At 42.5% G+C, this 26,554-nt stretch carries 22 protein-coding genes and 1 tRNA gene; 17 read left to right on the top strand and 6 right to left on the bottom strand.

Annotated elements, in window-relative coordinates:
• Positions 1-289: 289 nt before the first annotated feature.
• From IPP74_01175 to dksA, 3 genes are all read left to right on the top strand, one after another.
• Entirely contained in the window at positions 290-1,948 is a 1,659-nt protein-coding gene (locus IPP74_01175; protein MBL0317912.1) for a HAMP domain-containing protein, read from the top strand.
• Between the two features lie 9 nt (positions 1,949-1,957).
• The gene (locus tag IPP74_01170; GenBank protein MBL0317911.1) at positions 1,958-2,962 is read left to right on the top strand and encodes a response regulator; all 1,005 of its coding nucleotides are present in this window, start codon (positions 1,958-1,960) and stop codon (positions 2,960-2,962) included.
• Positions 2,963-3,110: 148 nt separating this feature from the next.
• Positions 3,111-3,575, top strand: a complete 465-nt coding sequence (dksA, locus tag IPP74_01165; protein ID MBL0317910.1) for an RNA polymerase-binding protein DksA — start codon at positions 3,111-3,113, stop codon at positions 3,573-3,575.
• Between the two features lie 104 nt (positions 3,576-3,679).
• Here the strand turns inward: dksA and IPP74_01160 are convergent, their stop codons facing one another.
• On the bottom strand, positions 3,680-4,267 hold the full coding sequence (locus IPP74_01160) for an orotate phosphoribosyltransferase (GenBank protein MBL0317909.1): 588 nt from the start codon (positions 4,265-4,267) through the stop codon (positions 3,680-3,682).
• Positions 4,268-4,349: 82 nt separating this feature from the next.
• Between IPP74_01160 and IPP74_01155 the strand changes: the two genes are divergently transcribed.
• From IPP74_01155 to cysK, 4 genes are all read left to right on the top strand, one after another.
• Positions 4,350-5,066: a hypothetical protein gene (locus tag IPP74_01155; GenBank protein MBL0317908.1), complete on the top strand. Its 717-nt coding sequence runs from the start codon at positions 4,350-4,352 to the stop codon at positions 5,064-5,066.
• Between the two features lie 70 nt (positions 5,067-5,136).
• A complete protein-coding gene (dut, locus tag IPP74_01150) occupies positions 5,137-5,622 on the top strand; it encodes a dUTP diphosphatase (protein ID MBL0317907.1) in 486 nt (161 codons plus the stop codon).
• Positions 5,612-6,043, top strand: coding sequence for an Rrf2 family transcriptional regulator (locus tag IPP74_01145; GenBank protein ID MBL0317906.1), 432 nt, complete (start codon positions 5,612-5,614; stop codon positions 6,041-6,043). Before dut ends, IPP74_01145 begins: the two co-directional genes overlap by 11 nt.
• Positions 6,044-6,134: 91 nt before the next feature.
• Positions 6,135-7,124 (top strand): cysteine synthase A, encoded by a 990-nt coding sequence (cysK, locus tag IPP74_01140; protein ID MBL0317905.1) that lies wholly within the window; start codon positions 6,135-6,137, stop codon positions 7,122-7,124.
• Between the two features lie 660 nt (positions 7,125-7,784).
• On the opposite strand, the gene rpsI is transcribed toward cysK, so the two are convergent.
• Together rpsI and rplM are read right to left on the bottom strand one after the other, a co-directional pair.
• On the bottom strand, positions 7,785-8,297 hold the full coding sequence (rpsI, locus tag IPP74_01135) for a 30S ribosomal protein S9 (protein ID MBL0317904.1): 513 nt from the start codon (positions 8,295-8,297) through the stop codon (positions 7,785-7,787).
• A gap of 13 nt (positions 8,298-8,310) precedes the next feature.
• Positions 8,311-8,790, bottom strand: a complete 480-nt coding sequence (gene rplM, locus IPP74_01130) for a 50S ribosomal protein L13 (protein MBL0317903.1) — start codon at positions 8,788-8,790, stop codon at positions 8,311-8,313.
• A gap of 215 nt (positions 8,791-9,005) precedes the next feature.
• Between rplM and IPP74_01125 the strand changes: the two genes are divergently transcribed.
• The 3 genes from IPP74_01125 to IPP74_01115 all read left to right on the top strand — a co-directional run bounded on the left by IPP74_01125 (position 9,006) and on the right by IPP74_01115 (position 14,877).
• Entirely contained in the window at positions 9,006-10,058 is a 1,053-nt protein-coding gene (locus IPP74_01125) for an N-acetyl-gamma-glutamyl-phosphate reductase (GenBank protein MBL0317902.1), read from the top strand.
• A gap of 66 nt (positions 10,059-10,124) precedes the next feature.
• The gene (locus IPP74_01120) at positions 10,125-10,649 is read left to right on the top strand and encodes a gamma carbonic anhydrase family protein (GenBank protein ID MBL0317901.1); all 525 of its coding nucleotides are present in this window, start codon (positions 10,125-10,127) and stop codon (positions 10,647-10,649) included.
• Positions 10,650-11,244: 595 nt separating this feature from the next.
• The gene (locus tag IPP74_01115; protein ID MBL0317900.1) at positions 11,245-14,877 is read left to right on the top strand and encodes a hypothetical protein; all 3,633 of its coding nucleotides are present in this window, start codon (positions 11,245-11,247) and stop codon (positions 14,875-14,877) included.
• An 82-nt stretch (positions 14,878-14,959) separates the two neighbouring features.
• Here the strand turns inward: IPP74_01115 and IPP74_01110 are convergent, their stop codons facing one another.
• The gene (locus tag IPP74_01110; protein MBL0317899.1) at positions 14,960-16,885 is read right to left on the bottom strand and encodes a hypothetical protein; all 1,926 of its coding nucleotides are present in this window, start codon (positions 16,883-16,885) and stop codon (positions 14,960-14,962) included.
• Between the two features lie 104 nt (positions 16,886-16,989).
• Between IPP74_01110 and IPP74_01105 the strand changes: the two genes are divergently transcribed.
• Together IPP74_01105 and IPP74_01100 are read left to right on the top strand one after the other, a co-directional pair.
• On the top strand, positions 16,990-18,639 hold the full coding sequence (locus tag IPP74_01105) for a long-chain fatty acid--CoA ligase (GenBank protein ID MBL0317898.1): 1,650 nt from the start codon (positions 16,990-16,992) through the stop codon (positions 18,637-18,639).
• 52 nt (positions 18,640-18,691) lie between these two features.
• Positions 18,692-20,023 carry a mechanosensitive ion channel gene (locus IPP74_01100; GenBank protein MBL0317897.1) on the top strand — a complete coding sequence of 444 codons (1,332 nt, stop codon included), beginning with the start codon at positions 18,692-18,694 and terminating at the stop codon, positions 20,021-20,023.
• 28 nt (positions 20,024-20,051) lie between these two features.
• Here IPP74_01100 and IPP74_01095 read toward each other — a convergent pair whose 3' ends face one another.
• The gene (locus IPP74_01095; protein ID MBL0317896.1) at positions 20,052-20,510 is read right to left on the bottom strand and encodes a ComF family protein; all 459 of its coding nucleotides are present in this window, start codon (positions 20,508-20,510) and stop codon (positions 20,052-20,054) included.
• An 81-nt stretch (positions 20,511-20,591) separates the two neighbouring features.
• Between IPP74_01095 and IPP74_01090 the strand changes: the two genes are divergently transcribed.
• Positions 20,592-20,753 (top strand): hypothetical protein, encoded by a 162-nt coding sequence (locus tag IPP74_01090; protein ID MBL0317895.1) that lies wholly within the window; start codon positions 20,592-20,594, stop codon positions 20,751-20,753.
• A gap of 496 nt (positions 20,754-21,249) precedes the next feature.
• On the opposite strand, the gene IPP74_01085 is transcribed toward IPP74_01090, so the two are convergent.
• Positions 21,250-21,335: transfer RNA gene (locus IPP74_01085), tRNA-Leu, on the bottom strand.
• Between the two features lie 83 nt (positions 21,336-21,418).
• On the opposite strand from IPP74_01085, the gene lipB reads away from it, so the two are divergent.
• From lipB to lpxB, 4 genes are all read left to right on the top strand, one after another.
• The gene (lipB, locus tag IPP74_01080; protein MBL0317894.1) at positions 21,419-22,108 is read left to right on the top strand and encodes a lipoyl(octanoyl) transferase LipB; all 690 of its coding nucleotides are present in this window, start codon (positions 21,419-21,421) and stop codon (positions 22,106-22,108) included.
• 65 nt (positions 22,109-22,173) lie between these two features.
• Positions 22,174-23,112, top strand: coding sequence for a PAS domain S-box protein (locus IPP74_01075; protein MBL0317893.1), 939 nt, complete (start codon positions 22,174-22,176; stop codon positions 23,110-23,112).
• A 38-nt stretch (positions 23,113-23,150) separates the two neighbouring features.
• A complete protein-coding gene (gene recG / locus IPP74_01070; GenBank protein MBL0317892.1) occupies positions 23,151-25,253 on the top strand; it encodes an ATP-dependent DNA helicase RecG in 2,103 nt (700 codons plus the stop codon).
• A gap of 13 nt (positions 25,254-25,266) precedes the next feature.
• Complete coding sequence (gene lpxB / locus IPP74_01065; GenBank protein ID MBL0317891.1) at positions 25,267-26,400, top strand: lipid-A-disaccharide synthase; 1,134 nt, start codon at positions 25,267-25,269, stop codon at positions 26,398-26,400.
• The last annotated feature ends 154 nt before the right edge of the window (positions 26,401-26,554 follow it).

The raw sequence follows: 26,554 nt of genomic DNA, 5'->3' as shown, positions 1-26,554 counted from the left end.
TTTCTACATCGCTTTTTATGTCATCAAATGAGCCAATTTATCTCACCAAGGTTGGGCAAAATTTTATAGCCAATTGGTATAAAATAGGCTATAAGCCCTCGAGTAACTTACGATTGCGTTGTGGGGAATAATTGGGTGGCTGAAGTTAAGGGAATCCATGGTTGCACCCCCTTAATAAATGGGATGGAATAAAATAGTTAGTATGTCAGTGTTTGATCGGTTTATAAGGCAGCGTTCGATTAATGCAAAGTTGATGGTGATGACTTTGATGGTATCGGGTGTTACGCTCATGTTTACGTTTGCTGGATTTGTCTGTTATGACGTATGGAATACCAGGCATAACCTTGAAAATGAGATCTATGGTATTGCCGATATTATTAATCGCCATCTTGAGCCACACATGGTTCGCTTGGAAAAAACACAGAATCGTAGTGATGAAGAAATAAAAAAGGTTCTGGATGAGATTAAGGTTATTCGTAATCGTTCCGATATAATTGCAGCCTGTCTGTATGCGAAACAGGGAAATGTTATCGCAGAAATGAATATTCGAGCCTCCCAATTTCGGTGTCCTGTTGTGAAAAGGGAGAGTCATTTATATGTAGGGGGTAATCTGCATCTGTTTCACGATATCACAACGGCTGATGGAACCTATGTAGGAACATTATTTTTGATTTCAGATGCCCGTTTTATCACGGTGCATTTGCGATTTTTGGGAATAGGCATTGCTTTATTTGCGGTGGTCATGTTTTGTGTGGCTTTTATGATTGTCAGGCTGTTAGGGCATTTGGTATTAGACCCGATTCATGCACTTATTAATACGACAAAGCGTATTATGGGTGATCGCAATTATGAATTGAGGGTTGATACATTTTATGAAGATGAGCTGGGTGTGCTAGTGAGGGCATTTAACGATATGCTGCAGCAGGTGCAAGTGCGTGACGCAGCCTTGATGGAGTCTAAAGAAAGCCTTGAGTATAAAGTTGAAAAGCGTATTTCAGAAATCGAACAGCAAAAAAGTGAATTGGTAAAACGCAATGATGAACTGGAGCGTACTCGTCAACAACTGGTTAAAGCAATGGAAGTTAAGGATGTCTTTATGGCCAATATGAGCCATGAAATACGCACACCTATTCATGGAGTACAAAATTTTGTTGATTTTTTAGTCAATGATTGGGAAATGTTGTCGGAAGAAAAAAAGCGTGAAATGGCAAGAAAAGCTCAAGATGCCAGTTTAAGGCTTTCCAAGCTTATCAATAATCTCTTGGATTTAGCTAAATTAGAAAATCATACGATGGCATTTTCAATGCGAAAATGTGATATATGCGAGCCACTTGACCAAGTATTAAAAGAAATGGAAGGCCTCTCTATTAGAAAGGGGATTTCCGTTACTATTACGAATGCTTTAACGGCCGGAAATCTTGTTGAAATCGATGCGACACGTATCGCACAAGTAATTAGTAATTTGATAGGTAATGCTCTTAAATTTACCCCAGTAGATGGACAGATTAAAATCGAAATAACGGAATCTGATATACAAAATCAAGGAGCATTATTGCCTGCGATCGCCATGTCTATCGTCGATCAAGGCATAGGGATTCCTCAAGATGAGCTTGATTTAATTTTCGAACGTTTTGCTGAAAGCAGCAGGACGCGTTCGCAAGCTGGTGGTACGGGGCTTGGATTATCTATTTGCCGTCATATTATTGTCGCTCATAGTGGAAAAATTTGGGCTCAAAATAATGTTAATGGTCAAGGGGCAACGTTTGTGTTTATTTTGCCGCGTGTCCAACCCAATGAAAACAAGTCGTTGATTGAGCATGCTCACTCAATGGAGGGTGAACACCCCGATTTGGCTGAACATGTACATGATGAATATGATCTTGAGACCATTCGCAAATTTGAGAAATTTTTAGATACTGAAGTTTCCCAAAAAACGTCTCTAGATTAAGGAGGTACCATGAACGAACAACTGTCAAAATCGTCTATTTCCTGTTCGTCTGCTAATCTTTATGAGGATTTTAGCAGTATCAATATTGTGGTTGCCGATGATGATGATTCTAATCGCCATATTACGCACCACTTATTAGCAAAAAAGCTAGGATTTGGTTCTGTTCGTATTTTTGATGATGGTGATACGGCTTGGCATTACTTGCAGCATCAAGACCAGGTTCATATAGCATTGCTGGATAGAATGATGCCGCGCATGGATGGGTTGCTCCTGTATCGTTTTATAAAACAGAAGCCTCATTTAAAAAATATGGTTGTGATGTTCCAAACCGGTAAGATTAATGATAACGACCTTGCTTTATTAGTAAATGAAGGGGTGGAGTATGTCATCCCCAAACCGTTTAACGAAGCGACTTTAACCGCCCATCTTCGATCCCCTATCCGTAAGCTATTACGGCAGCGCTATTTTGAATCGTATTTTCAACATAATGGTGCTGAGCGTGCGACCAAAGATATAAAAATTGTATCATTAAAAGAGGCACCTGAGGCCGCTGCTCGACTGGCGCTTAATTATGAATCACCTTGTGATGTAGTTGAGGCTATATATCAACTGCTTGAAAATGGAATTGAGCACGGGATGTGCGGAGTTTCATTTTTAAAAAATAGGCTATTATTATCAGGCAAATTAGATCATTTTATCACCCATACTCTTGCTGAGGCAACGGAACCATTGGGACCCGTCCATGCGGTGGTTTCAGGAAACGGCTTTGGTCTGAATTTGACGATTCGTGATGGTGGCAGAGGAGTGATATTGGAACGTTTTCGTAAGACTATCAATACGGAAACCATTATATCGCCAGTATGGCGTGGTCTGGCTTTGGCTTATAAGGTTTTTCGTTTGTCAAAAACACAAGACGGCAGAGGGATAACCTGTACTTTGCCACCGGAAATATTTATTCATCCTTACATTGATATGTCGCATCTAGAAGTGCAGGGAGTCCAGATTACCGACTGAATGATGGCTTGATATTGACGTTTAGCCTACTTGATTCTTGATTATGCCTGGGGTATAATGGAGAGATAATGTTAGTTAGTTTGGGATCTATAGGAATTGCTTAACTAGTTGAAGTGATACTTATATTATTAACATAAGAGGAATTCATATGCCAAAATCAGCTGCTAAAGAAAAAGATAAAGATCAAGTTGTTCTTCCAAAAGGTTATAAACCTACCGATAAAGAAGAATACATGTGCCCACAACATTTAGAATATTTCCGCCAAAAATTAGAAGAATGGCGTGAAGAGTTATTGAAATCATCCCAAAAAACCCTTGAAGAATTGCAAACAGAAGAATGGCGTGAGGCTGATGAAAATGATGCCGCCGGTAAATCCTTCAATACATCGCTTGAACTGCGTACGCGTGACCGTTATCGTAAATTATTAAGCAAAATTGATTCTGCGCTTGGTCGCATCGAAAATGGTGAATATGGCTATTGCGAGGAAACGGGTGAGAAAATTGGTGTCGCTCGTTTAGAAGCCAGACCGATTGCTACGTTGTGTATTGAAGCACAAGAACGCCATGAACAATATGAACGTCAGCATATTGATGATGACGTAAATGAGTTTTAATTAAAAATAGTTCGGTTCCAGCTTCGTCTTCTGCTGTCGTGTACAATGGTGTGTACTAAGGCAGAAAAACGAGATGGAACACGAGTGCTTTTCCCCATCCGAATTTATTTCAGCCCTCTGCTCCCTGGCTTTAGTGCTGGTATGGCAGCCAGTTCAGGGGGGAGATTGGCTGGGTCGTAGGTTTTTATATCTAACGTCATCAATGAAATGAGAGGAACTCCCAAGTCTACTGAGCCGTTTGTTCGGTCAATCAGACAGGTTTCTGCTATAACTTCGCCACCATAGGCACGGATACATTCAAAGGTTTCTATCGATGATTTACCGGTGGTTACGACGTCTTCAACCACGAGCACTTTTGCACCCTTGGCTATTTCAAAACCACGTCGGAGAGTAAACATCCCTTCGACCCGTTCACAAAACATGGAAGGAACACCGAGTTGGCGGCCCATTTCGTAACCCACGATAACGCCGCCCATGGCAGGGGCAACGACGGCATCTAGCTGGATATCTCCTAGTTCCTGTTTAAGTTTTCCTGCCAGTGCCTTGCATAAGCGGTCGGCTCTTGCAGCATCCATTAATACCCTGGCACATTGCATATAGGTATCACTACGCAGGCCAGATGAGAGGATAAAATGGCCTCTTAGAATGGCATGAGCATTTTCAAATTCGCTGAGGATTGCTTGTTTATCCATGGGGAACCCTTATTCAATGATGTGACTGAAGTTTGTTCAAGAAGTACTGGAAATCGACTAAATTAGCAAGTAGCATATTAAGATGAATAGGTTCAAGAGATCAGTCATTATAACGTTTCTGTTGCTTGGTTTCTCAGCAGGATGCGATTCAAAAACTGAAAGCGAAAAGCAGCTTTTGGCGCTGGATACGTCGTTAATCCACCTCAAAGAGCAAATTGGCCATGAAATGCTCGCTAACCAGAAAGTAATCAGTGATTTATGCGATACCATCAGGAAACAAAAACAATCGCAGGATTCGTGGACTGATTTTTTAGAGATATGTGAACGTGAGGCTTATCTCTATAGTGCCAAAATGATTAATTTGCAGCAACGAGTCGATATTGTCAAACAAGTCATAGCAGTAAGTAGCCAACCCGAAAAAAATGCTGATATCAAAAATGAAATAATGCGTCTACAGAAAGGGCTTGCGCCAGAGGTTTACAACGCATCATGGTTGGATTGGATACAAATGTTAACGGAGATTAATCAGGGGAAATCCCAGCATCCCGCTCGATACATGGTGGGGAATTTTCGTTATGGGGATTGGATTGTTTCAAATAATGGCTCTTATCGCTGGTATTGGAATAAAGCGTATTTGGCGTTGAATACGGTTGATTCGGGGCCTTATTATTTTCATCGCTGGAAAAAAGAGGGGGAGGTAACCTACTACACGAGCATTGAATTACCAACGATCAGTCCAAGGAGCTATCAGGAAAAAATAATTTTTTTGGAACAAGAAGAAGCTAAACGCAAAAAATAATATTTAAAATTACGTCATTTTGGTGTAGTTTTTTTAGAACATTAAAATGATAGCTATAGAAGGATTGCGTATGGAATTAAGCGTTAGTATAAAAATATTGCCGCATGCAGAAGGATTGCCCTTGCCTGCTTATGCAACGGTTTCCAGCGCTGGGATGGATTTAATGGCTGCTATTTCGGAAGAAATCACATTGGCTCCCCACGCACGCATGTTGGTTCCAACCGGTATTGCTATTGCCCTACCGGAAGGCTTTGAAGCCCAGGTACGCCCACGATCTGGTCTTGCTTATAAAAATGGCATTACCGTGCTGAATGCGCCAGGGACAATTGATGCCGACTACAGAGGTGAAGTTAAGGTATTACTTGTGAATACAAGTCAGGAAGCATTCATCATCACCCATGGCATGAGAATTGCACAATTGGTGATCGCTGCATACCAGCGAATTAGCTGGAATGCGGTTGTTGAGCTTGATGAAAGCAGCCGTGGACAAGGTGGTTTTGGCTCAACTGGAGTGGATCAACTTTCCAAAAATGTGGTAACGCCCCATGCTGCCTAGAAAATTTTATGTTACGTTAGATGCGCTTGTCTACATTTCATTGGCAAGTATAGAAAAGCCTGTTGGGGCTAAAGAACTAGCCGAATACCTGTCGTTACCGCCACGTTACTTGGAAGTTATTTTGCAGGGGCTGGTCAAAGAGAAGGTGTTGCGAAGTGTCCGCGGACCAAGAGGAGGTTATTTTCTTGGTAAAGAAAGACGTAAGATTTGTATTTCTGATATATATACGGTTGTCATGAATGCTGATGAAGCTAATGTAGCAAATGAGCCTGAGCTTCCTGAGTATATCGGCATTTTTGGAGCGGAGTTGGATGGGCGGATTCATGTATTGTTGCAGCAACATACCCTGGATGATTTGGTTGTTGCCTGTCGCAAACATAGACCCTCTGGCTTAAAATCTGAAGGAAATTTTGTCATTTAAGGTGTCTTGTTTTTAGCACTATTTTGTGCTACGACTTGATGGCTCATCATTAGGATGAATGTTAAAGCGTGCAATCGTTAGAAGAGGGTTTATGACAACGCAAGCGACTATTGATAAAATTGAAAAAGACCATTCCACAAAGGGCAGGGGACGTGTTTATAATTCGATTATCGAAACCATTGGCGATACCCCGTTAGTAAGAATGAACCGCTTGGCCAAAGAACAAGGTTGTGTGGCAGATATTTACATGAAACTCGAATTTTTTAATCCCTTATCGTCTATTAAGGACCGCCTGGCTTTATCCATGGTTGAGGCCGCTGAGATAGAGGGGAAATTGAAGGCGGATTCGGTGATTATAGAACCTACTTCTGGAAACACCGGGATTGCACTAGCATTTATTTGTGCAGCCAAAGGCTATAAGCTTATTTTAACGATGCCTGAAAGCATGTCGGTTGAGCGTCGTAAGATGCTGAGATTTTTAGGGGCTGAATTGGTATTGACGGAAGCATCTAAGGGGATGCGTGGTGCCATTGCTAAAGCAGAAGAAATTTTAGCGTCTAATCCCCAAGCCATTATTTTGCAGCAATTCCAGAATATGGCCAATCCTGCTATTCATCGCAGCACGACGGCACAAGAGATTTGGAATGATACTGATGGTAAAGTTGATATTTTTATCGCAGGTGTGGGCACGGGGGGAACCATTACTGGTGCAGGTCAAGTGTTAAAGAAACTCAAACCTTCCGTTAAAATAATCGCTGTTGAGCCTGAAGATAGTCCAATATTATCCGGTGGAGCTCCAGGTCCGCATAAGATTCAAGGGATTGGGGCGGGTTTTATCCCTGATGTACTGGATCGTACGATTATTGACGAAGTGATTACAATTAGCAATGATGCCTCTTTTGAAACAGCGCGCCTGTTGGCCGTGAAAGAGGGGGTTCCAGTGGGGATTTCTTCTGGAGCTACGGTTGCTGCTGCAATTGAAGTGGCTAAGCGTCCTGAGAATAAGGGTAAAACAATTGTTGTTATTGTGGCATCCTGTTCTGAGCGTTATATTTCTACGGCGTTGTTTGACGGTATGTAATTTTTTTGATTTTTTAAGGCACCCTCAAGCGTTTGCTTTGGGGGTGCTTTTTTTATGGAGGGAGGGAATAACATGATTCGTGCGTTTTCATGTGTGTCATGCGTTGGAAGAATGGATTTTATGCTTGACGCGTAATCGGGATTTCTGTGCGTTTTATCTAGAAATTATTGTTATTTTTTGATGAAGCTCTGGCTCTTATCGTTATTCTTATGTTGTTTTTGTTGTTCAATTATTTTTGTCCAATAGTTAAGTCCTTCGCTTTGAAGACTTGGCAGAGCGTCCTTGGGTATCTCGAGACTTTTGCGACGACATCGTTGTTTGGGAATGAATGGTGAGCCGTAGGAGTCCACGCCCATACGTTAAGATTTGGATGAGGCATTTGCCCCGAGGGCTGCACAAGGAGTGTTGTCATGGCTGCATTCTCCTGAATGCAGCATGTTTTGTCCAGCCTGCTTAGAAAAAGGTACGAATAACGGCACATTGGAGAGCTGGTCTGCCTACAAACTACTCATATTCTTTCTTTATATGAATGATGGGTGAGCCCTCATCTAAAAATGGCCCCCCCATTGCATATCACTAAAATCTAACTCTTAGAATAAACAAAAAAAACCCCTTGTGAAACAAGGGGTTTTTAAGAATTTGTAAACCACAAATAAAAAATTAACGTTTAGAGAATTGTGGTTTCTTACGGGCTTTCTTGAGACCTGCTTTTTTACGCTCAACCGCACGTGGGTCACGTGTTAAGAATCCAAGGCTGCGGAGAATTTTATGATAGGCTTGAGGATCGAAATTATCGAGTGCACGAGCGATACCGTGACGGATAGCTCCAGCTTGTCCAGAAAGACCTCCACCTTTAACGGTGCAGAATACATCAAATTGGCCTTCTGTTTTGGTGGCTGCGAATGGTTGGTTGACAATCATTTGCAGTACTTTACGAGCTAGGTACGTCTCAACGGGTCTGCCATTGATGATGAAGGTAGCCGTTGCGCCAGCACGTAGTTTAATCCACACGCGTGCAGAAGATTCTTTTCTGCGGCCAGTTGCATACGCACGACCTAGCTTGTCTTTTTTAGGTTTGCGCGTAACTTCAACCACTGGCTGCTCATGTGCAACTGGAGTTACTACTGCTTCTGGCTTCTTTTGAAGACGAACATTTTGAAAAGCATTTTTCATGATATCCTAACCCTTACGCTTGTTGTGGACGTTTGTTTTTTGTGTTTTTAGCTGCAAGGTTTAATACTTGCGGCTGCTGGGCCTCATGCGGATGCTCAGAACCTGGATACACATACAAACTTTTATATTGTTTACGGCGCATCACCCCTTCTTTAGGAAGCATACGGAGAATAGCCAGACGGATCACACGTCCAGGTGCTTTACCAGCCAGAATTTTTTCTGGGGTGGTTTGCTTAATACCACCAGCAAAGCCTGTATGGCGGTAATATACTTTTCTCTCAGCCTTACGGCCTGTCAGCTTAACTTTACCGGCATTAATAATGACTACATTATCACCACCGTGGAGGTTCGGAGTATAACTAGGTTTGTGCTTACCACGCAAAATGATAGCAACCTGCGAAGCCAGACGACCAAGGACTACATCCTCCGCGTCAACCACGTACCAGTTGTTTTTAACTTCAGAACCTTTTGCAAAATATGTTTGTTTGGTCATAATACCACATCTATCAATAAATTTTCTTATCCAAGGCCACTTAATATCTCAATAGATCGCATACTTGTCAATGAAAAATATGGGGAGTTTCCCAAATTTTATTGAGAGTTGGTCTAATTTGCCGTAGAATAGGGCGTGTCTTGGTATTTTGACCGGGAGTCGTAGGGGTTTCCGGCTGTGTTTATGGGCTGTAATACGGTCTAAAAGGATTTTTCATGGATCATCATCATGTGCGGATTCGGAGTTTGGTTATCGGGGCTAGCGGGTATACCGGGGCAGAGCTAATCCGTTTACTCCTGACTCATCCCAATGCAGAAATTGTGGGATTAGTGGCAGATAAAAGCGCGGGGAACACGATTGACAGTATTTATCCCCATTTGAGCGACCGGGGTCTGCCCACCATTGTCACCCTTAAGGAGGTAGACTTTAGTAACGTGGATGTGGCGTTTTGTTGTTTGCCTCATGGAACCACCCAGGAAGTGGTAGCCGCCATTCCTGAACATATTACAGTCATTGACCTCTCTGCCGATTTCAGGCTGCATGACCTTGATGCGTATGCGACGTGGTATGACCACCCGCATCGCGCACCTCAATTACAGGCAAAAGCTGTGTATGGCCTGGTTGAAATTAATAAACACCTTATCCGTAATACACGGCTTATTGCTAATCCTGGTTGCTACCCTACTTCTGCTATTTTACCGCTTTATCCGTTATTAGAGTCAAAGCTTATTCAAACGACCCCTATTATTATTGATTCAAAATCTGGTATTAGCGGAGCTGGCAGGAGTGCTACCCAGTCAAGCCTCTTTTGTGAAGTGAATGAATCGATGAAACCCTATAAAATAGGCAACCATCGGCATATCCCTGAAATTGAACAGGCTTTATCACGTGCTGCTGGTGAGCCTATTGAGATTGATTTTACCCCACAGATTGCACCCATGACACGGGGTATTCTATCCACAATCCACGTCGAGGCAGTGCCTGGGCAAACGGCGCAAAGCTTACGGGACCATTTAAAGCAATATTACAGCAACGCTAGCTTTGTGATTGTGGAGGAGGGAGATAATCTTCCGTCAACGCATGCGGTGTATGGATCTAATTATTGCCGGATTGCCGTGGCTAAAGGGCGGACTAAAAACAGGATTACCCTAGTGTCGGTAATAGATAACCTGGTTAAAGGTGCTTCCGGGCAGGCAATTCAAAACATGAATATTTGCTTTGGCTTGCCTGAAACCACCGGGCTCCTTATTCCGCCATTATATCCATAATAAGCAATAAGCCTTATCGAGTTTATAAAGAGTCACAACCCATAGAGTATAAAGTAAGGAACCTACATGAAGCCCATTATTCTGCCGTTTAGAGGAATCTATCCTACTATTCATGAAACCGCCTTCATTGCTCCTGGAGCCGTTGTTATTGGAGATGTTCATATTGGTGCGGGTTCAAGTATATGGTATGGCTGCGTCGTACGGGGTGATGTTCATCACATCCGTATTGGCGAAAATACCAATATCCAGGACTCTACTGTTATCCATGTTTCTCGAGAAGAGGGGCCAACGTTCATTGGCTCACATGTGACGGTTGGTCATAAAGCCGTTCTACATGCCTGTATTCTTGGAGATTATAGTTTTGTGGGTATGGGAGCTGTTGTTATGGATTTTGCCGAGGTGGAATCAAAAGCGATGGTGGCTGCCGGAACCTTGGTTACCCCAGGTAAGAAAGTCTTTTCAGGCCAGATTTGGGCGGGTAGCCCGGCACATTATTTGCGCGATTTGTCGGAAGAAGAGAGGGAGTATATCCCTGTATCGGCTTCTAACTATGTTACGCTGGCAAAAGAGCATCAAGCTCTGACATTATAAGCGATTATACCCAAGCATAACACTGATTGCGCGCCCCGCGCAATTCCATTATTTGCTGCGTGTGAACGGATACAGATGCCTGTAGTAATAAAGATGGAAGTCATAAGAAGAAGGCCTGGTTGTCCAGCCCTTTTTTCCGTACTCGCCTACGCCTCACACACTAAAAAGGTCTGAAGATGATGGAGTGTGTGGCAACAGCCAATATTCAAAACCAAGGGTGAAGCTCGATCAATCAAAAATTATATTGGCCCCCCTCCAAACTCTGTCATATATGGACACGGGTCGTTGGTCAAGAGGAAAAGAATCTTATTTTCTATCTTATTTGAAGTCATGATTCGTGTGGTTTGATGGCTATAAGCATCCTATTTATTAGATAAGTTATTCTAACTATTTCAATAGACATGGAAAATGCTAGCCTCCCCCCGCGGCGATGAGCGCCAACTTCTAATAGTGTGAATAATAACTGTGTAAAAAATAAATCAAAGTAAAAAACAGTCATATTTGGTATCTTTTTTGATTTATACAGTAAATGATTTGATATAAATTATTTATAATGTTATAATATGCTTCAATTCAAACAAAAGTGGATGGAAAAATGTATTATAATATTAATGATATTCTAAAAAATGGAAGTATAGAAGAATATAATGTTGTCCCTAATGATAAGTTTACAAATTTTTATAATACCAAACAGGGCAAAGGCTATAATTCTCCTGCTTATTTTAAAGCAGATCCAGGCAATTTATTTAACAGTATACGGGGTGGGCCATGCCACTATTTAGCTTATAAACTCCATAAGGCAACCATTGATAAGATTTCCAAAGAAAATACCCTGGAAGACGAGCAACCTTTTAAGGCAAACAGCTTTGCAATCCGCTACGGACACCATGCGCTTTTCTATGATTTTGCGATCGATCCGAATCAGCCAGAAGAAAGTAAAAATACAGCGTTTGCTTTTGCTAAAACATTATTTAAAAATGGCATTACCGGTATTGACCTTTTTGAGGATGGGGGGCACTACTACGTACAAATTCGTCCGCAGCAACTCTCTCGCTATATTGTTGAGTTTCTTGGGTTTTCATATTTAGAAAATACGTCCAAGTTCTCTGGCTCCAAAGGCGATCTAGGACGCACGGCAACGCTTATGTACAACCGCAATGTTATTATGGCACAAAGCAACGTGACAGGTGGTAATATGGATCGTGCCATTGACTCTTTTGCTGAGTTCCGATTCCCAGCATTTAACGCTGCAGATAAAATGAATACCATAAGATTATCTCGTCAAGGACGGAATGACAAATTAAAGCAGAATGCCACGAGTGCTTACCTATCGCTTGCAGCAGAACAAAAGGCTGACGGATACTCATGCCCAGGGCGAGGATCGTTGCTTGTATTCAACAATATGCATATTCTTGGAGCTCCTGTTTTAGATTGGAAAGAGCTATCGGAGACTAGTCATTCGCTTAATCAAATTATTCAACGGACAATCGAAACATTAAATTTCAATGAGGCTGCATACCAATTAGTGAGTTCATACCAGGGAAAATTACATGATATCATTGAGAAGGAATGGGGTATATTTGAGGGGGGGAAAAATACTGCCGCAACTCGCATTATCGATTTTACATATAAACCTTTGTTGCAGCCTTTTAGCAATGTCCAAGCGAATATGCTTTCTCAACGAATGATTCAGGAAATTATTGCTAAGGAAGTTTATGTTGATGAAGAGACACAAACATATTCAACATCACGTTTGCTTGCATTAGCTCGGGAAATGCGGAGCGAATCAAGCATCATGCAACATGGATTTGATGTCGATTTGGATGATGACAACCTAGAAAACCCTTTGCGTTCACGCGCATTCACGGTGGGTAATACATTAAAAAAATTATTAACTCGCAATCATAATTCTAAGGAAAACATTAAGGAAGAATATGTTGTTCGAGATGATAATAAAATTTCTAAACTTAATATAAAATCAGAATTATTTGAATCATTACATGATTTTCTAACGGATGAATATAAAAAGCACAGCCATAATCTTCCTCAATGCTTGGAAAATACCAATAAGAGACTTGGCGCTCATATTCACCAATTGCTTGCCATGAAAATGGGTGAAATCACACAATTTAAACTCTCAGAAGAACGTTATCCCAATTTTGCGGAATGGTCATGTTTTCGCAGTGAAATCTCTGGGTATCTAGACCTTGTTCCTCAATCATTGGATACATATAATCGCTATATCCATGCAACCATCATTCTGTCTTGTAAGCAAAATGTAGAGAATTTAAAGGGTTTAAAGAAACAAGTAGACCATAAGGATAAGGATCGGAAAGAACTCTTAAGGACGTACAATGAGCAGATAGAAAATGAGAAAACTTTGTTAAAACGTCATAGAGAAGCGCGAAATGGAAAGGATGTAAGTTTGGATACAAAATCCCTAGACAGTTTGGCGGGGACTTTAGATTCTGCTTTTGCTGAAGGACAGCGTATGGCGAACTACATTATCAAAAACATTCCCGGCAAGGATAACACAAGTGAGATCAATCGCTTTATTAAACTCCAGATCGACGCATATCCCTATATTGGGCAGCATGGTAAACACCGTGAATGGATTAATACATTAAATGAAAATCAACGTGCTTTTCTGCGTGGTACAATTTATGCAGCCCTTCAATTGGGTGGAAAATTACCTGCGTTGTATAGAGGGTTAGAAGGAAACTTTACTGAACGCTCTGGAGAAGTGAATGCCGCATTACGTACAATAAACGCAGAGGAAGGCGAAAAAGGCTTTACTAGAGCTAAATTTGCCTTGAGTCTGTTATCATCGGAAGGCACGTTGAGCAGCTGGAGTGAGGTCAGCCCGAACGCACAAAAATGTGGAGTAGCTTATAAAGAATGGAATAAATTGAATGAGAACGCCTTCTCCGTAAACAATCCTGCTCTAACGCCTAATTTAAATCTTTTATTTGAAGAAGGACGGAGCTTTGCAAAAACCTATCTTCAATGGAATAATTCAGCTTCCCCTGAAGCAATAAGCGAATTTATTGCGGTCCATTTAGAGCAGTATGTCTCGATACATCCTTTAGCAGCTAGCCGAATTTTCTTGCGGGGAGCCATTGCAGAAGGATTAAAATTAGGAGGTTATTTACCTGCGGAATATGCAGGTTTAGAATCTTATTTTAATTCTAACTATACAGGATTCAATGACATTGCTGTTAAGCAGCCAGAAGTCAAAGACCTGATAGGACTCGTAAGCCAATCGATGTTGGGTGATAGGATTCAAGGAAGCTTTCATAATGAACCACGTAAGGAGATACCTCAATTAGTAACCATCATGGCTATGCCAGTTAAGGCACTCAGTGGAATGATTTTAATTGAGGATGAGTACAAGAAAAATATTAAAAACAATGCACAATTGTTTGCCAAGTATTTTGGAATAGAGGCTCAAATCGGACAAGACCAAACGTGGAATACAGATTGCGTTGGCAAACCAGTCTTTAATAGCATTCGCGGCAGTGACGAAGTTGCCTGCTTAGATCCGCAATTCCAACCGCTGGCCGATTTTATTACAAAATTAATTCGTTTTTCGCCGATTAGCTCTAGTTTGCATTCCTATAATTCCGTAGGAGAAAGCAGTTTACGTACCTTAAGTCGAACAATTTATGGTATAAAAAGCGCTCACCCGTCATACCCTTCCCGGTGTGCTTATGTTTGTGCTTATAAGGAAGCGCTTACAGAAGTATTATTGGAGGCCATGTCTGAACGTTCTAATGCTTTAAAAGACACTCAAGCGAATATAACAGCTGATGATTACTTTAATGATCCTAAGATCATGACTATTATTGTGGCAGGTGAAAAATATTTATCTGATAAATTCGCAGCTGATATTAATGATTTCTTTCCATCAGAAAGTAAGCGTGAAATGCAGCAAAATCACCAAACGTGCTTTGAGCCTGCTTTAAAGGTAACGCTTACTTTGGATAAACACCTAATTGATAGCACAAACGCACGTTTGGAAAGCGCCGCTCAAACGAAGCTAGCAGAATTCCGCCAGCAGGTCTTTGTGAAAAAAGAATGTGATATTACTCAGCCAAGCAACATTGCTGTGATAGAAGAAGTGAAGCACGAGCCGGAGCCGATAGCCACATGGGCTTCTGGTGCTAGGGGTAAACGGGATTTAGGTAAATTCCAAATGGGCAGTAGCGGAAAAAACATGAACTTATAACGACTGTCTTATGAGAAATAGGAAGGGATTTTGCCAGTAGTAAAGTCCCTTCCGTTTTACGTACGACTAAATCGGAAATACTTTAGTGATTTAACATAAAAGCAATGGAAGGTTTATGGCCTTCTTTGATGCTAAGTGGTGTATTAAAGCTTTTAATCATACATTGCGAAGTGGCTTTGTTTTCGCAGTAATAAAGGGTCGCCTGGAGCTGGTATTCTTCATCAGATTTTAGAGGATTTAAATGGAGGGTTAAATTTTTAAGATCTTTATATTCAAAGCCTTCCACCAGTTTTCTATGATGATACAGGGCGATAAAATTGGGAGCTTGCTCGTTAATTTTCCAGTCGGATTTAAGGCCTAGGGTGATGGTGATTGGTTGATTGGCTGGTATCGTTGGTACTGGAATATGCTGCAGATTAGGAAAGATCGTGCTGAAGGGGAAGCGTTGCTGGCTGGGTGGTAATACGGAGGGGGAAATCGGCAGTGTGGCGACGTGGAAGGAGCGAAGATCAACGGTTCGAATCGCATTATTATTGGTATCGGCTATATAGAGCCGGTTGCCAATTTGCTTTATGTCGCTTGGTTCATTAAAGAGAGCATCGTGAATATTGCCATCGAAATTGCCCGCTTCACCACTGCCAATAAAGTGATGGAGGGTTTTGGTCTGTGGGTCATAGCGTTCGATTGCGTGATTATAGGTATCGGCTATATAGATGTAATGGGGGGTTGCTAAAAGGCCGATTGGATGCTGCAATAAGGCTTTTGAACGGTTGCCTTCTTGGTAACCAAAGTTAAAGAGGCCTTTACCGATTGAGGTTTCAACATCGTTACCCTTAAGAGAACGAAGGGAACTGCTTTCTGAATCCACAAACCACAGAGTATCGCCTTGAGCCGACAAGCCGCTGGGTTGAGCCAGCGAATTGTAGGGCAGGCTCCCATCATCCAAATCTTCTTTGCCGTCTCCTGCGATAAGGCTGAAGGTATGAGAGTCGATGGCATAACTCCATAATTGATGTGTACCCGCCATAGCGATCACGATGTGTTTATTGTCGGGAAAGAAGGTCAGATCCCACGGCGACGAAAGTAACATAATGCGGGCAGGAATATGCTTGCCTGAGCGGACATGGCCTACTTCGCCTGTCCCGGCCAACGTTGTGACTTTAGATGTTTTAAGATCAGCAAGCCTTAATGCGTGGTTCCCGGTATCGGCTATATAAAGTTTATTGTCTGAAAATAAAATGCCCTGCGGACGTTTAAATTGTGCTTGGCTAAATTCGCCATCTTGAAACCCTTCCATACCGTTGCCGATGGTGGTAAGAATGGTTCCCTTGGTTGAAATATTAAGGATGCGATGGTGGCCGGTATCCGCTACAAACAGTCCCTGAGGAGAAGGATAAATTTTGCCCGGGAATGAGAGAACGGTTGGCAGAATTTTATTTTTTTCCAGTTTAAGAGGCAGAGGGGTGGTGGTGAGGTTTGCCGATGATGTTGCCAGAAGCCTTCGGATATCGGCTTCAATTGTGGCACGATGACCTTCGCCGTTATAGACGGCTTCAATTGAACCACGTGGGTTAATTAAAACCAAGGTAGGCCAGGATTTAATATTAAAAGCATTCCAGGTAGAAAAGTCAAAATCATTGATAACCGGGTGCTCAATGCCATAGCGTACAATAGCATTACGGATATTGGCGGTATCGAATTCGTTTTTAAATTTCGCGGAGTGTACGCCGATCACGGTAATCTGCGAACCAAAGGCTTTTTCTAAATAGCTAAGGTCGGGAATAACATGCATGCAGTTAATGCAGCAATAGGTCCAAAAATCCAGGAGAATGATACGATTTTTAAGGTCGTCTTTGGTTAGTTTTCGTGAGGTATTGAGCCAGGTATCGTGATGGGCTAAATTTTCGTACCTATCGGCCGAAAAGGTCATGCGGCTGAAAAATGTCAACCATAGAATGGCGACAACGGTAATGGCAAATCCCAAAATTAACGCTAATTTTTTCGACATGATTTTATTCTACCTTAGAACGTTTGGCTAAAGGAAGTTATTTTTTACGTTGAATCTTAACCTTTTTAAGGTAACTCTAGGAGGGATCGTTTACAGAGGAAAAGATGGAACAACATCCGTGGCTATCGCATTATCCTTCTTACATCAGCTGGGATCAGGATATTCCACATAAAACACTGCCGCAAGCATTGGATGATTCGGTTAACGATTTTCCTCACCGTACGTGCATTGATTTCTTAGGAAAACAAATGTCGTATAAGCACATCGGCGAGCAAGTTACTGCGATGAGTGCCGGTCTTCAGGGCATTGGATTAAAGAAAGGCGAAAGAGTAGCCTTATTACTCCCTAATTGCCCACTTTATATTATAGCCTATTATGCCGTGTTGAAAGCCGGTGGAGTGGTAGTTAACTGTAACCCACTTTATGCAGAAAATTTTATTGCCAACGAAATTAATGATGCCGAAGCTAAGTTTCTAATAACAATAAATATCAATGTGTTATATAGTAAAGCTTATGCGGTTCTTCAGAAAACAACATTAGAAAAATTGCTGGTAGGCACGATGCAATCGATGCTGCCATTTCCTAAGAATATTCTTTTTCCTATCGTAAAAAAACATGAGGTGGCGACACTCCATGTCAGTGAAAAAATCATAAAACTTAATAGTATCCTGACATCATCCAGGCATTTTCGACCGGTGGAGATTAATGATAGTGACGATATTGCGGTTTTGCAATTTACCGGAGGGACTACTGGGATTCCCAAAGCGGCAATGCTGACGCATCGAAATTTATTTGCTAATGCGTATCAATGTGCCTGCTGGTTGGGGCGTGATCGGCGTGGCAAAGATATCATGATGGGAGTATTGCCGTTTTTCCATGCTTTTGCGAATACGGCGGTTATGAATTTGAGTATCTTAAATGCGGTGACCATTGTAGCACACCCGCGTTTTGATTTACGGATGCTGGTGAAGGATATTGTGAAGAAACGTCCGACCCTCATGCCAGGTGTGCCATCAATGTTTGTGGCACTCAACCATGTGCGGGATGTTAGAAAATATGATTTTACCTCACTGGAATTATGTATATCAGGAGGCGCTCCACTTCCTCTGGAAGTCAAACAGGCATTTGAAGCTCTAACCGGTTGCGTCTTGGTAGAGGGATATGGATTGACGGAAGCATCGCCTTTGGTATCGTGTAACCCACTCTATTCTGAAGGAAAATCGGGAACTATCGGTATGCCGTTTGTGCAAACCGAAGTGTTAATTGAGGATATGGAAAATCGTGGAACTTTTTTACCGGTAGGAGGCGTAGGTGAATTGTGCGTGAGAGGTCCGCAGGTGATGAAAGGCTATTGGCGACATGATGATGAAACCAAGCTGGTCCTATGGGATAATATCCTGCGTACGGGTGATATTGCAATGATAGATCACGATGGCTACATCACCATTAAGGACCGCTTGAAAGAAATGATTATTTCGGGTGGTTATAATATTTATCCCCGCGCTATCGAAGAGATCATGTATCAACACCCTTCTATTAAAGAAGCTGCTGTGATTGGCATTGACGATGAGTATCGTGGCCAGGCGGTTAAACTATTTGTTGCCCTCAAAGAAGGACAGACATTGACAGAAGAGGGCATAAAGGACTATTTAAAGGATAAGGTTGCTAAATTTGAAATGCCAAAAGACATTGTTTTTAGGGAAAGCCTGCCTAAAACGCTTATCGGAAAAATTGCTAAAAAAGAGCTTAAGTAACAACAGAATAAAATGGGTATAATGGGAATGAGGGGCATAAAGAGAACACACCATGACACAAGAAAAAGCACCTCTACTGAATCAATCTATTCCAGATTTGGCTAATCAGGCCGTTCAATTTTTATATAATCGGTTCTGGAATGAAAATATGGCGATGGAAGGGCTCGTCCTTGCCTTTGCGATATTGCTGTCATTTTTGCTAGCGCAGGGGACGGCACTCGCGGTACGTAGGCACTGGAACTTTGACCGCAAGCGTTCGTGGATTCGAAAGCATTTTGGTATTAAACAGTTTTTTTTCCAGCTATATACCGTGCTGTTTTCATGGATAGCTGTTTTAGTTTTTATTCACTTAATGTTACCGCATAATGTGATGGAAACGGTGGCTATTTTAGTGTCGGCATGGACGGCTATTCGGATTATTTCTACATTTATTCGTAGCCCTAGCTGGTCATTTGCGGTTGCTATTGCTGTGTGGGTGATTGCTGCCTTGCATATTATAGGGTGGCTTGATCCTGTGATGGAGATTATGGATCAAGCCAAATTTGAAGTGGGCCGTGTGACCTTATCGATGTTGGGATTGGTCAAAGGGTTTATAGCATTTAGCTGTTTATATTGGAGCGTGACGTTTGTGATCGAAAAGATGGATTTTCGTATCAACCGTTCTACGTCGCTTACACCTACACAAAAGATTATTTATCAAAAAATAAGCCGCTTTATTCTCTATGTGACAATCTTGATCGTGGTTTTAAAAACAATCGGTATCGATTTAACAACCTTTGCGTTTGTGGGTGGTGCATTGGGTGTGGGTATTGGTTTTGGATTACAGAAAGTGGTTTCCAACCTGGTGTGCGGGATTATCCTCCTGATGGATAAATCGGTAAAGCCAGGTGATATTATTTCCATCGGTGACCGCTTTGGTTGGGTTGATAATATTGGTGCACGGTATGTATCGATCGTAACGCAGGATGGCAAAGAGCATTTGGTGCCGAATGAGCTTCTGATTACCGAAAAAGTAGAAAACTGGTCCTACAGCGATAATAATGTAAGGGTCATCATTCCTGTTTCTGCCTCGTATGAGGCTGATGTCCATCTGGTGCTTAGATTATTGGCTCAATCATTTGAAAATATGCCTAGAATTCTTAAGGCTCCAGAGCCGAGCATTGTCGTGCTCAACTTAGGCGATAATGCCATTATGTACGAAATACGCGTATGGATCAGCGACCCGATTGAAGGCATTAGTAATCTGAAAAGCGATATTTATATACGGATATTGGAATTATTTAAAGAGCATGGGGTGGCGATTCCTTACCCGCAGAGGGATGTACATGTGACCTTACCGGAAGGGCTGGAGCAGTTATTGGCGGATTATAAAAAGAATGGATAGACGGAGAATAAAGAAGGGAATGCGTTGTTTATTTTTTTATTCTCCTTGCAAGCGTAACCACATCTACCGATGCGGCTCCAGCGGCCAATAATTTATGACAGCATGATTCCAGGGTGGCTCCGGTTGAAAGCACATCATCAACCAACAAAATATGTTTACCTTCAATCTGGTTACGTTTTTTTGGTTTTATGGCGAATGCGTGTTTGACGTTTTGTTGTCGCTGTTTACGGGTTAGTTTGGCTTGATAACGTGTGGATTTGCGCCGGATTAATATGCCAGCGGCCAGTGGAATGCCAGTTTGTTTAGCCAGTGAATGGGCAAGAAGATAGGCCTGGTTATAGGTGCGTTTGAGATAACGTGTCCAGTACATGGGCACTGGGAGGATCATGTCAATATCTGTCATCATATCCTGGCAGGCTTCTTTCAACCATTGTGCATAAAAACGGGTAGGTTGGGTATTATCGAGATATTTAAAACGGATAATCATAAATTTACTGGCATCGTCATATAAGAAGCAAGACCTGGCATAACGAAATTCGGGAGGCAGGGTGAGGCAGGCGAGGCATGTTTGTGTGGTTTGGTCATCGCCATTGTCAAACGGATGGCCGCAGCGATGGCAGTAGGGAGGCCTAATCCAGTTGATGGTTTGGGTGCAATCGGTGCAAAGCATGCCTTGGGTGTGGACGAAGGTGTGGCAGGCAAAGCAGCGTGGGGGAAAGAAGTGGTTTAGGATGGAGGTAAAAAATGTGAGCAAGGGGAGTCGACCTGTCAATGGTTTACATTTATTTATATGGCCTCATTAGCCTGAATGATGTTCTAAAAAAACGACGTTTGAAATCGCCGGTACACCTGACATAGAAACATTTTAGGTTAGATGCTTTTGTAAAATGTAGACGTCTTTCATTGTTTTGTTGTATCATGTTAATTAATGCAATTCAAGGGCTGCTTATGTTTAAGCATTATCATTTTAGTTGTTCTTAGAAGGAATATGGAATAAGGAATGGATAATTGCGCTGGTCGCGCAATAGGTTTTGTGCTGGGTTTCCACCTTTTTAAGCCGTACTCGCCTTCGGTTCATACTGCTTAAAAAAGGGGAGAATGATGGAGTTTGGGGCGCCCTCCTCGATTTTTAGATGAGCATCGAATATAATCAAGAGCTTATGTTTTAGGGAAACGGAGTCCTGCTGTAGCTAAATGTTGGCTTTGCCAACATTAGCGAGAGCAGATGGTGCGGACAAGAGGACTTGAACCTCCACTCCTTTTGGGAACAACGACCTCAACGTTGCGCGTATACCAATTCCGCCATGTCCGCATAGACGAGCTTTAGTTGCTAAAACCGCAACAAACCATTATAATGGCCGCTCTCTGGTAGAAGCACGTATGATACCCATAAACATGAAATGCGCAAGTCAAAACATTATCAATTCTGCTATTAATGACAGAACAATCGAATGGGAAGCTGCTTCAGGCCTGGTTCCATATGCAGTGGCGCTTGCCGAAATGGAAGCAAGGGTTGGAGCGATTGTGGAAGGTCAGAAGCAAGAAAAGATATGGCTTGTTGAGCATTCTCCTGTCTATACGGCCGGTACGAGTGCTAAGGGGGAAGACCTTCTTCACGCCACCGATATTCCTGTTTTTCAGGTAGGGCGGGGTGGGCAATATACCTATCATGGCCCTGGGCAGCGTGTCGGTTATGTTATGCTTGATTTAAAAAGGCAATATGCCCCTAAACACCCTGATATCCGTGACTTTGTCTATCTGCTGGAAGAATGGATTATCCAGACGTTGGCGCATTTTGGGATAAGGGGCGAACGACGCAAAGGCCGGGTTGGTGTGTGGGTTATCTCTGCTCGTGGCCAGGAAGACAAAATTGCAGCCATTGGTGTTAAGGTCAGGCGATGGGTCACGTTTCATGGTATTTCTATTAATGTAAATCCCGATCTTACCCATTACCGGGGGATCGTTCCCTGCGGTATTCGTGAATTTGGTGTGACTTCTTTTTCTAAATTAGGGATTAACATATCACTCGCTGAACTGGATACCGTGTTGAATATCTATTTTCGTAAATTATTTTTGGCCTATTAAGAGTTTATTTAGGATTTAATATCATTCTTAATAAATTAGCCAATGAGTGGATGCGAAGACAAGGTATGGACCAAGAGCAAAACATAGCTTCACCTAAGATGATGTCTGCAAGTCGTCGTGACGATTGTGTGATAAGCGTTGAGCAGGATAATAACAATCAACGTGTCATTATCACAGGTTTAAACGAAGCCGCAGAAAAATTGCTTGGTTATTCTGCTGAAGAATTAAACGGTAAATTGATACAGGTTATTTTGACAGAAGAAATTCGTCAGGAATTTACCGAAGAAATTGATTATACCATGGGTGGTAATGATGTGGCGCGGTTGCTTAGGCGTTATAATCGGTTTAAAGTTAAAAAGAAAGATGGCGAAATCGCTCCGGTGACGTTGTCGGTATTTTATATTTTGAGCGATGCACGCCATATGGGATTTGAATTATTGATGCGTGATGCGATCGTGCAAACGGCGATGCATCAACTGTATCAGGATATTTATCAACGCCGTAAGCGCGGAGAAATGAAAGAAGATGAATTGGGGTTGCCTAACCGTGAAGTTTATTTAAGGACGATTGATCTGGTTCGTTCCTTTTTGAGTAAAAAAGGAGTGCGGGCGGTGATGGGCGTGATGCTACTGGAAGATTTTATGTTCATCCAGAAAAATCGTGGCAAGAATGGTGCAGAAGCTGTCGTGGCACACGTAGCAGAAGAATTTCGCAAACGCTGCCGTGATGAAGACATGGTTGCTTATTTGGGTGACGGGCGTTTGGGCGCCATTCTTTTTGATTGTACCATTGATGATGCAGCAAGTGCATTGGGACGTATCCATCGCGGCATTACAGCACAGCCTTATGCTGTAGATAGTCAGAAATCAATGCCAATTCAGGTCAGTATTGCGTATAAAGAAGTTACCTCAGAATTTGTATCTGAAGTACTGTTAAATCAATGTGCTGATCAAGCACTGGAATTTGCCGGGGAAGGTGGTAATATCGTCAAGCGCGTTCGTTAAGCGTTGGTTGTTTCTATCTATCCTCAATTCACATCACCATGTTACATCCAGGCCTTGATTATTTGTCCCAACCATTATCCTCGATCAAGGGTGTTGGCCCCAAACTATCGTCGCATTTGCAGCGGTTGGTAGGGCATACGGTATGGGATTTGTTATGCCACGTCCCAGTTGATGTAATCGATAGACGACACATGCCAGCCCTACATCAGGCACAAGATGGCGACTATATTACCACCATTGTTATGATTGATGCACACCAGGCCCCAGTCAAGGGAGCCAGGAAAATACCCTATAAAGTGCATTGTTCCAATGAAACGGGAGTATTGACCTTAGTGTTTTTCCATTATCACCTTCAATATATCCAAAAACAATTACAGAAAGGCAAACGTTATGTGGTCAGTGGCAAAGTGGAGCGATTCCATGGTGGTTTAAATATGCCGCATCCAGAATGTATGGTTCCGGAAACCGGCCTAGATTCGGTGTGTCGCATTGAACCCATTTATCCTCTTACCTCGGGTTTATCCAATAAGCATGTGTTGGGTGCTTTGAAATATATCCTTCCACACGTTCCGCCATTACCTGAATGGATTGATCCAATTATCTGTAAAGCAAATCATTGGCCATCATGGAATGAAGCATTAGTGCGACTGCATAATCCAACGTCGCCTAAAGATCTGGATTTAAAATCACCCCTGCGTGAACGATTAGCCTATGATGAATTATTATCCTTTCAATTAGCACTGGCCATTAGCCGTCGTTTTAAAAGGCTGCCAGTTGGCCAGCCTATGCAAGGAAAAGGGCAACTCGTAGAGCAAGCACTGAGTCGATTTGGTTTTGAATTAACGTCAGGCCAGCAACAGGTATTGCGTGAAATTAAAGAAGACCAAATCTCCAGCACGCGGATGATGCGTTTGCTACAAGGCGATGTAGGCAGCGGTAAAACGGTGGTGGCACTCTTAAGTATGCTAGGAGCAATTGAAGCCGGCAAACAGGCTGCCTTGATGGTACCCACAGAAATTCTAGCTAAACAACATGCAGCTAGCATTACCGCCTTGGTTAGTGCCCTTGGCGTTGAGGTAGCGTTACTTACCGGTTCGACCAAAACAAAAGAACGTCGCGCTATTTTAGCAAGGCTTGAAAAAAATGAAATCCAACTGCTGGTAGGAACCCATGCGTTATTCCAAGAACAGGTGAATTTTGCTGATTTAGGGATGGTTGTTATTGATGAGCAGCATCGTTTTGGTGTTAAGCAGCGTATGGCGCTTGCAGATAAAGGCGATAAAGTGGATGTGCTACTGATGACGGCAACTCCCATTCCTCGAACATTGGCAATGACGGCTTATGGTGATATGGAAATTTCGAGCCTACACGGAAAGCCAGCTGGGCGTCAGCCTATTAAAACCAGCTTGATTCCCTTGGGGCGCATCGGTGAAGTGGCATTGGGATTAAGACGCGTTTTTGAGAAAAAACAACGGGTCTACTGGATATGCCCGCTGGTAGATGAAAGTGAGCTGGTTGATTTGTCGGCTGCGGTAGAGCGGTTTCAAACGCTTGAACAATGTTATGGCCAACGCGTTGGTTTAGTGCATGGTAAAATGAAAGCGCAGGAACGTGATAGCGTTATGAAAAAATTCAAAGAAGGCGAGATTGATTGCCTTGTTTCTACCACCGTAGTGGAAGTGGGTGTAGATGTTCCTGAAGCAACCGTGATGGTGATTGAGCATGCGGAACGTTTTGGTTTAGCCCAGCTCCATCAATTACGTGGTAGGGTAGGGCGCGGTAAGGACGCATCGTCGTGTATTTTGCTTTATCATGAGCCATTGTCGCAGATTTCGCAGGCACGCCTGGAAATTATGCGTCAAACCGAAGATGGTTTTCGTATCGCTGAAGAAGATTTGCGCTTGCGTGGAGCTGGTGAAATTTTAGGTACGAAACAAAGTGGTTTGCCTGATCTGGTCTTTGCCGATTTTAACGTCCATTATAAATTATTGCTTTCGGCACGGGATGATGCCCGCTACACCCTCGAACAGGACCCCAATCTGACATCCACACGTGGGGTGGCATTAAAGCAATTGCTCTGGTTATTTGATTATGGTTATATGGTAGAAGATCAGGAAGCGGGGCGATTATGTCCGGTATAAGAAAGGGGTACTCATGACGCATATTTATCTTATCGCCGGTGAAGCTTCAGGAGATATACTCGGGGCTAAATTAATGAAAGCCTTGAAAGTGCATCAACCTGATCTTGTTTTTTCGGGGATTGGCGGTGCGAATATGCAGGAGCAGGGGTTGAAAAGCCTGTTTCCTATGAAGGAATTGTCCGTAATGGGACTGATTGAAATCATTCCAAAAATTTTCCATTTTAAAAAGTTAATTAAGGAAACAATGGCTGATATTAAATCTAAAAAGCCTGATTTAGTGATTACCATCGATTCACCCGGATTTAATAAACGGGTTGCCAGAGGGCTTCAGCCTCGAACCATTCCTCTTGTTCATTATGTAGCGCCCAGCGTATGGGCCTACCGGCCGGGACGGGCTAAAACCATGGCCCAACTGTATGATTTATTATTAGCGTTATTGCCGTTTGAACCGGCTTATTTTTTGCCGCATGGGTTACGGACGGTATGGGTGGGCCATCCGGTAGTGGAAGATCCTCGAGGTGACGGACTGGCCTTTCGAAAAAAACACGGTATAGCAATGCATGTTCCGGTGCTTGGTGTTTTTGTGGGGAGTCGATTGGGGGAGGTTCAGCGTTTATTGCCTATTTATAAAGAGGCGTTAGCGTTGGTTAAAGCCAAAATACCGGAATTTCATGTGCTTGTGGTAACGATGCCGCATTTGGTTGCTACCCTTGAGCCATCGTTAACATCACTCGACTTACCGATGACGTTAATTACCGACTCCCATGAGCGTATGAATGCAATGGCAGCTTGTTCTGCTGCGCTGACTAAATCTGGAACAGTCACGGTAGAATTGGCACGTCAGCAAATCCCTATGGTGGTCGCCTATAAAATGAACCCACTAACGGCGATGATTGCCAGATGGATGCTTTCGATTAAATATGCATCACTTGTCAATATTATCCTCGACCGTTTAGTGATACCAGAATGTATTCAGGATGACTGCACCCCAGAACGCTTATCTCATCAAGTCATCACGCTTTTGAGCGATCAATCCGTTTGGAATGATCAACGTCAGGGGATGAAAGAAGCCTTGCAGAAAATGGGATTAGATGCCCCTAAACTGCCCAGTGAAAATGCAGCATTAGCGGTGTTAGCAATGCTCTAATCACGATAAGTGCGGATGGCTTTATAGAGAGATAGAGCATTTTCAATTGAGTCATGTATAAATAATCCTAAAAGAGGGCAGTTAAAATTAGGACAAGCGCTGGACGTGTTCTCATTAGGATAATATGATGTTGGTACTTAAAAATAAAAATATA

Source organism: Alphaproteobacteria bacterium (assembly GCA_016722515.1).
Classification (GTDB): domain Bacteria; phylum Pseudomonadota; class Alphaproteobacteria; order Rickettsiales; family JADKJE01; genus JADKJE01.
This window is presented reverse-complemented; position numbering and strand designations above follow the sequence as displayed.

Excerpts from the sequence above, each read along its gene's own strand:
- IPP74_01175 (MBL0317912.1), top strand. The coding sequence starts at position 290 with ATGTTTACGTTTGCTGGATTTGTCTGTTATGACGTATGGAATACCAGG.
- IPP74_01170 (MBL0317911.1), top strand. The coding sequence starts at position 1,958 with ATGAACGAACAACTGTCAAAATCGTCTATTTCCTGTTCGTCTGCTAAT.
- dksA (MBL0317910.1), top strand. The coding sequence starts at position 3,111 with ATGCCAAAATCAGCTGCTAAAGAAAAAGATAAAGATCAAGTTGTTCTT.
- IPP74_01160 (MBL0317909.1), bottom strand. The coding sequence starts at position 4,267 with ATGGATAAACAAGCAATCCTCAGCGAATTTGAAAATGCTCATGCCATT.
- IPP74_01155 (MBL0317908.1), top strand. The coding sequence starts at position 4,350 with ATGAATAGGTTCAAGAGATCAGTCATTATAACGTTTCTGTTGCTTGGT.
- dut (MBL0317907.1), top strand. The coding sequence starts at position 5,137 with ATGGAATTAAGCGTTAGTATAAAAATATTGCCGCATGCAGAAGGATTG.
- IPP74_01145 (MBL0317906.1), top strand. The coding sequence starts at position 5,612 with ATGCTGCCTAGAAAATTTTATGTTACGTTAGATGCGCTTGTCTACATT.
- cysK (MBL0317905.1), top strand. The coding sequence starts at position 6,135 with ATGACAACGCAAGCGACTATTGATAAAATTGAAAAAGACCATTCCACA.
- rpsI (MBL0317904.1), bottom strand. The coding sequence starts at position 8,297 with ATGAAAAATGCTTTTCAAAATGTTCGTCTTCAAAAGAAGCCAGAAGCA.
- rplM (MBL0317903.1), bottom strand. The coding sequence starts at position 8,790 with ATGACCAAACAAACATATTTTGCAAAAGGTTCTGAAGTTAAAAACAAC.
- IPP74_01125 (MBL0317902.1), top strand. The coding sequence starts at position 9,006 with ATGGATCATCATCATGTGCGGATTCGGAGTTTGGTTATCGGGGCTAGC.
- IPP74_01120 (MBL0317901.1), top strand. The coding sequence starts at position 10,125 with ATGAAGCCCATTATTCTGCCGTTTAGAGGAATCTATCCTACTATTCAT.
- IPP74_01115 (MBL0317900.1), top strand. The coding sequence starts at position 11,245 with ATGTATTATAATATTAATGATATTCTAAAAAATGGAAGTATAGAAGAA.
- IPP74_01110 (MBL0317899.1), bottom strand. The coding sequence starts at position 16,885 with ATGTCGAAAAAATTAGCGTTAATTTTGGGATTTGCCATTACCGTTGTC.
- IPP74_01105 (MBL0317898.1), top strand. The coding sequence starts at position 16,990 with ATGGAACAACATCCGTGGCTATCGCATTATCCTTCTTACATCAGCTGG.
- IPP74_01100 (MBL0317897.1), top strand. The coding sequence starts at position 18,692 with ATGACACAAGAAAAAGCACCTCTACTGAATCAATCTATTCCAGATTTG.
- IPP74_01095 (MBL0317896.1), bottom strand. The coding sequence starts at position 20,510 with ATGATTATCCGTTTTAAATATCTCGATAATACCCAACCTACCCGTTTT.
- lipB (MBL0317894.1), top strand. The coding sequence starts at position 21,419 with ATGAAATGCGCAAGTCAAAACATTATCAATTCTGCTATTAATGACAGA.
- IPP74_01075 (MBL0317893.1), top strand. The coding sequence starts at position 22,174 with ATGGACCAAGAGCAAAACATAGCTTCACCTAAGATGATGTCTGCAAGT.
- recG (MBL0317892.1), top strand. The coding sequence starts at position 23,151 with ATGTTACATCCAGGCCTTGATTATTTGTCCCAACCATTATCCTCGATC.
- lpxB (MBL0317891.1), top strand. The coding sequence starts at position 25,267 with ATGACGCATATTTATCTTATCGCCGGTGAAGCTTCAGGAGATATACTC.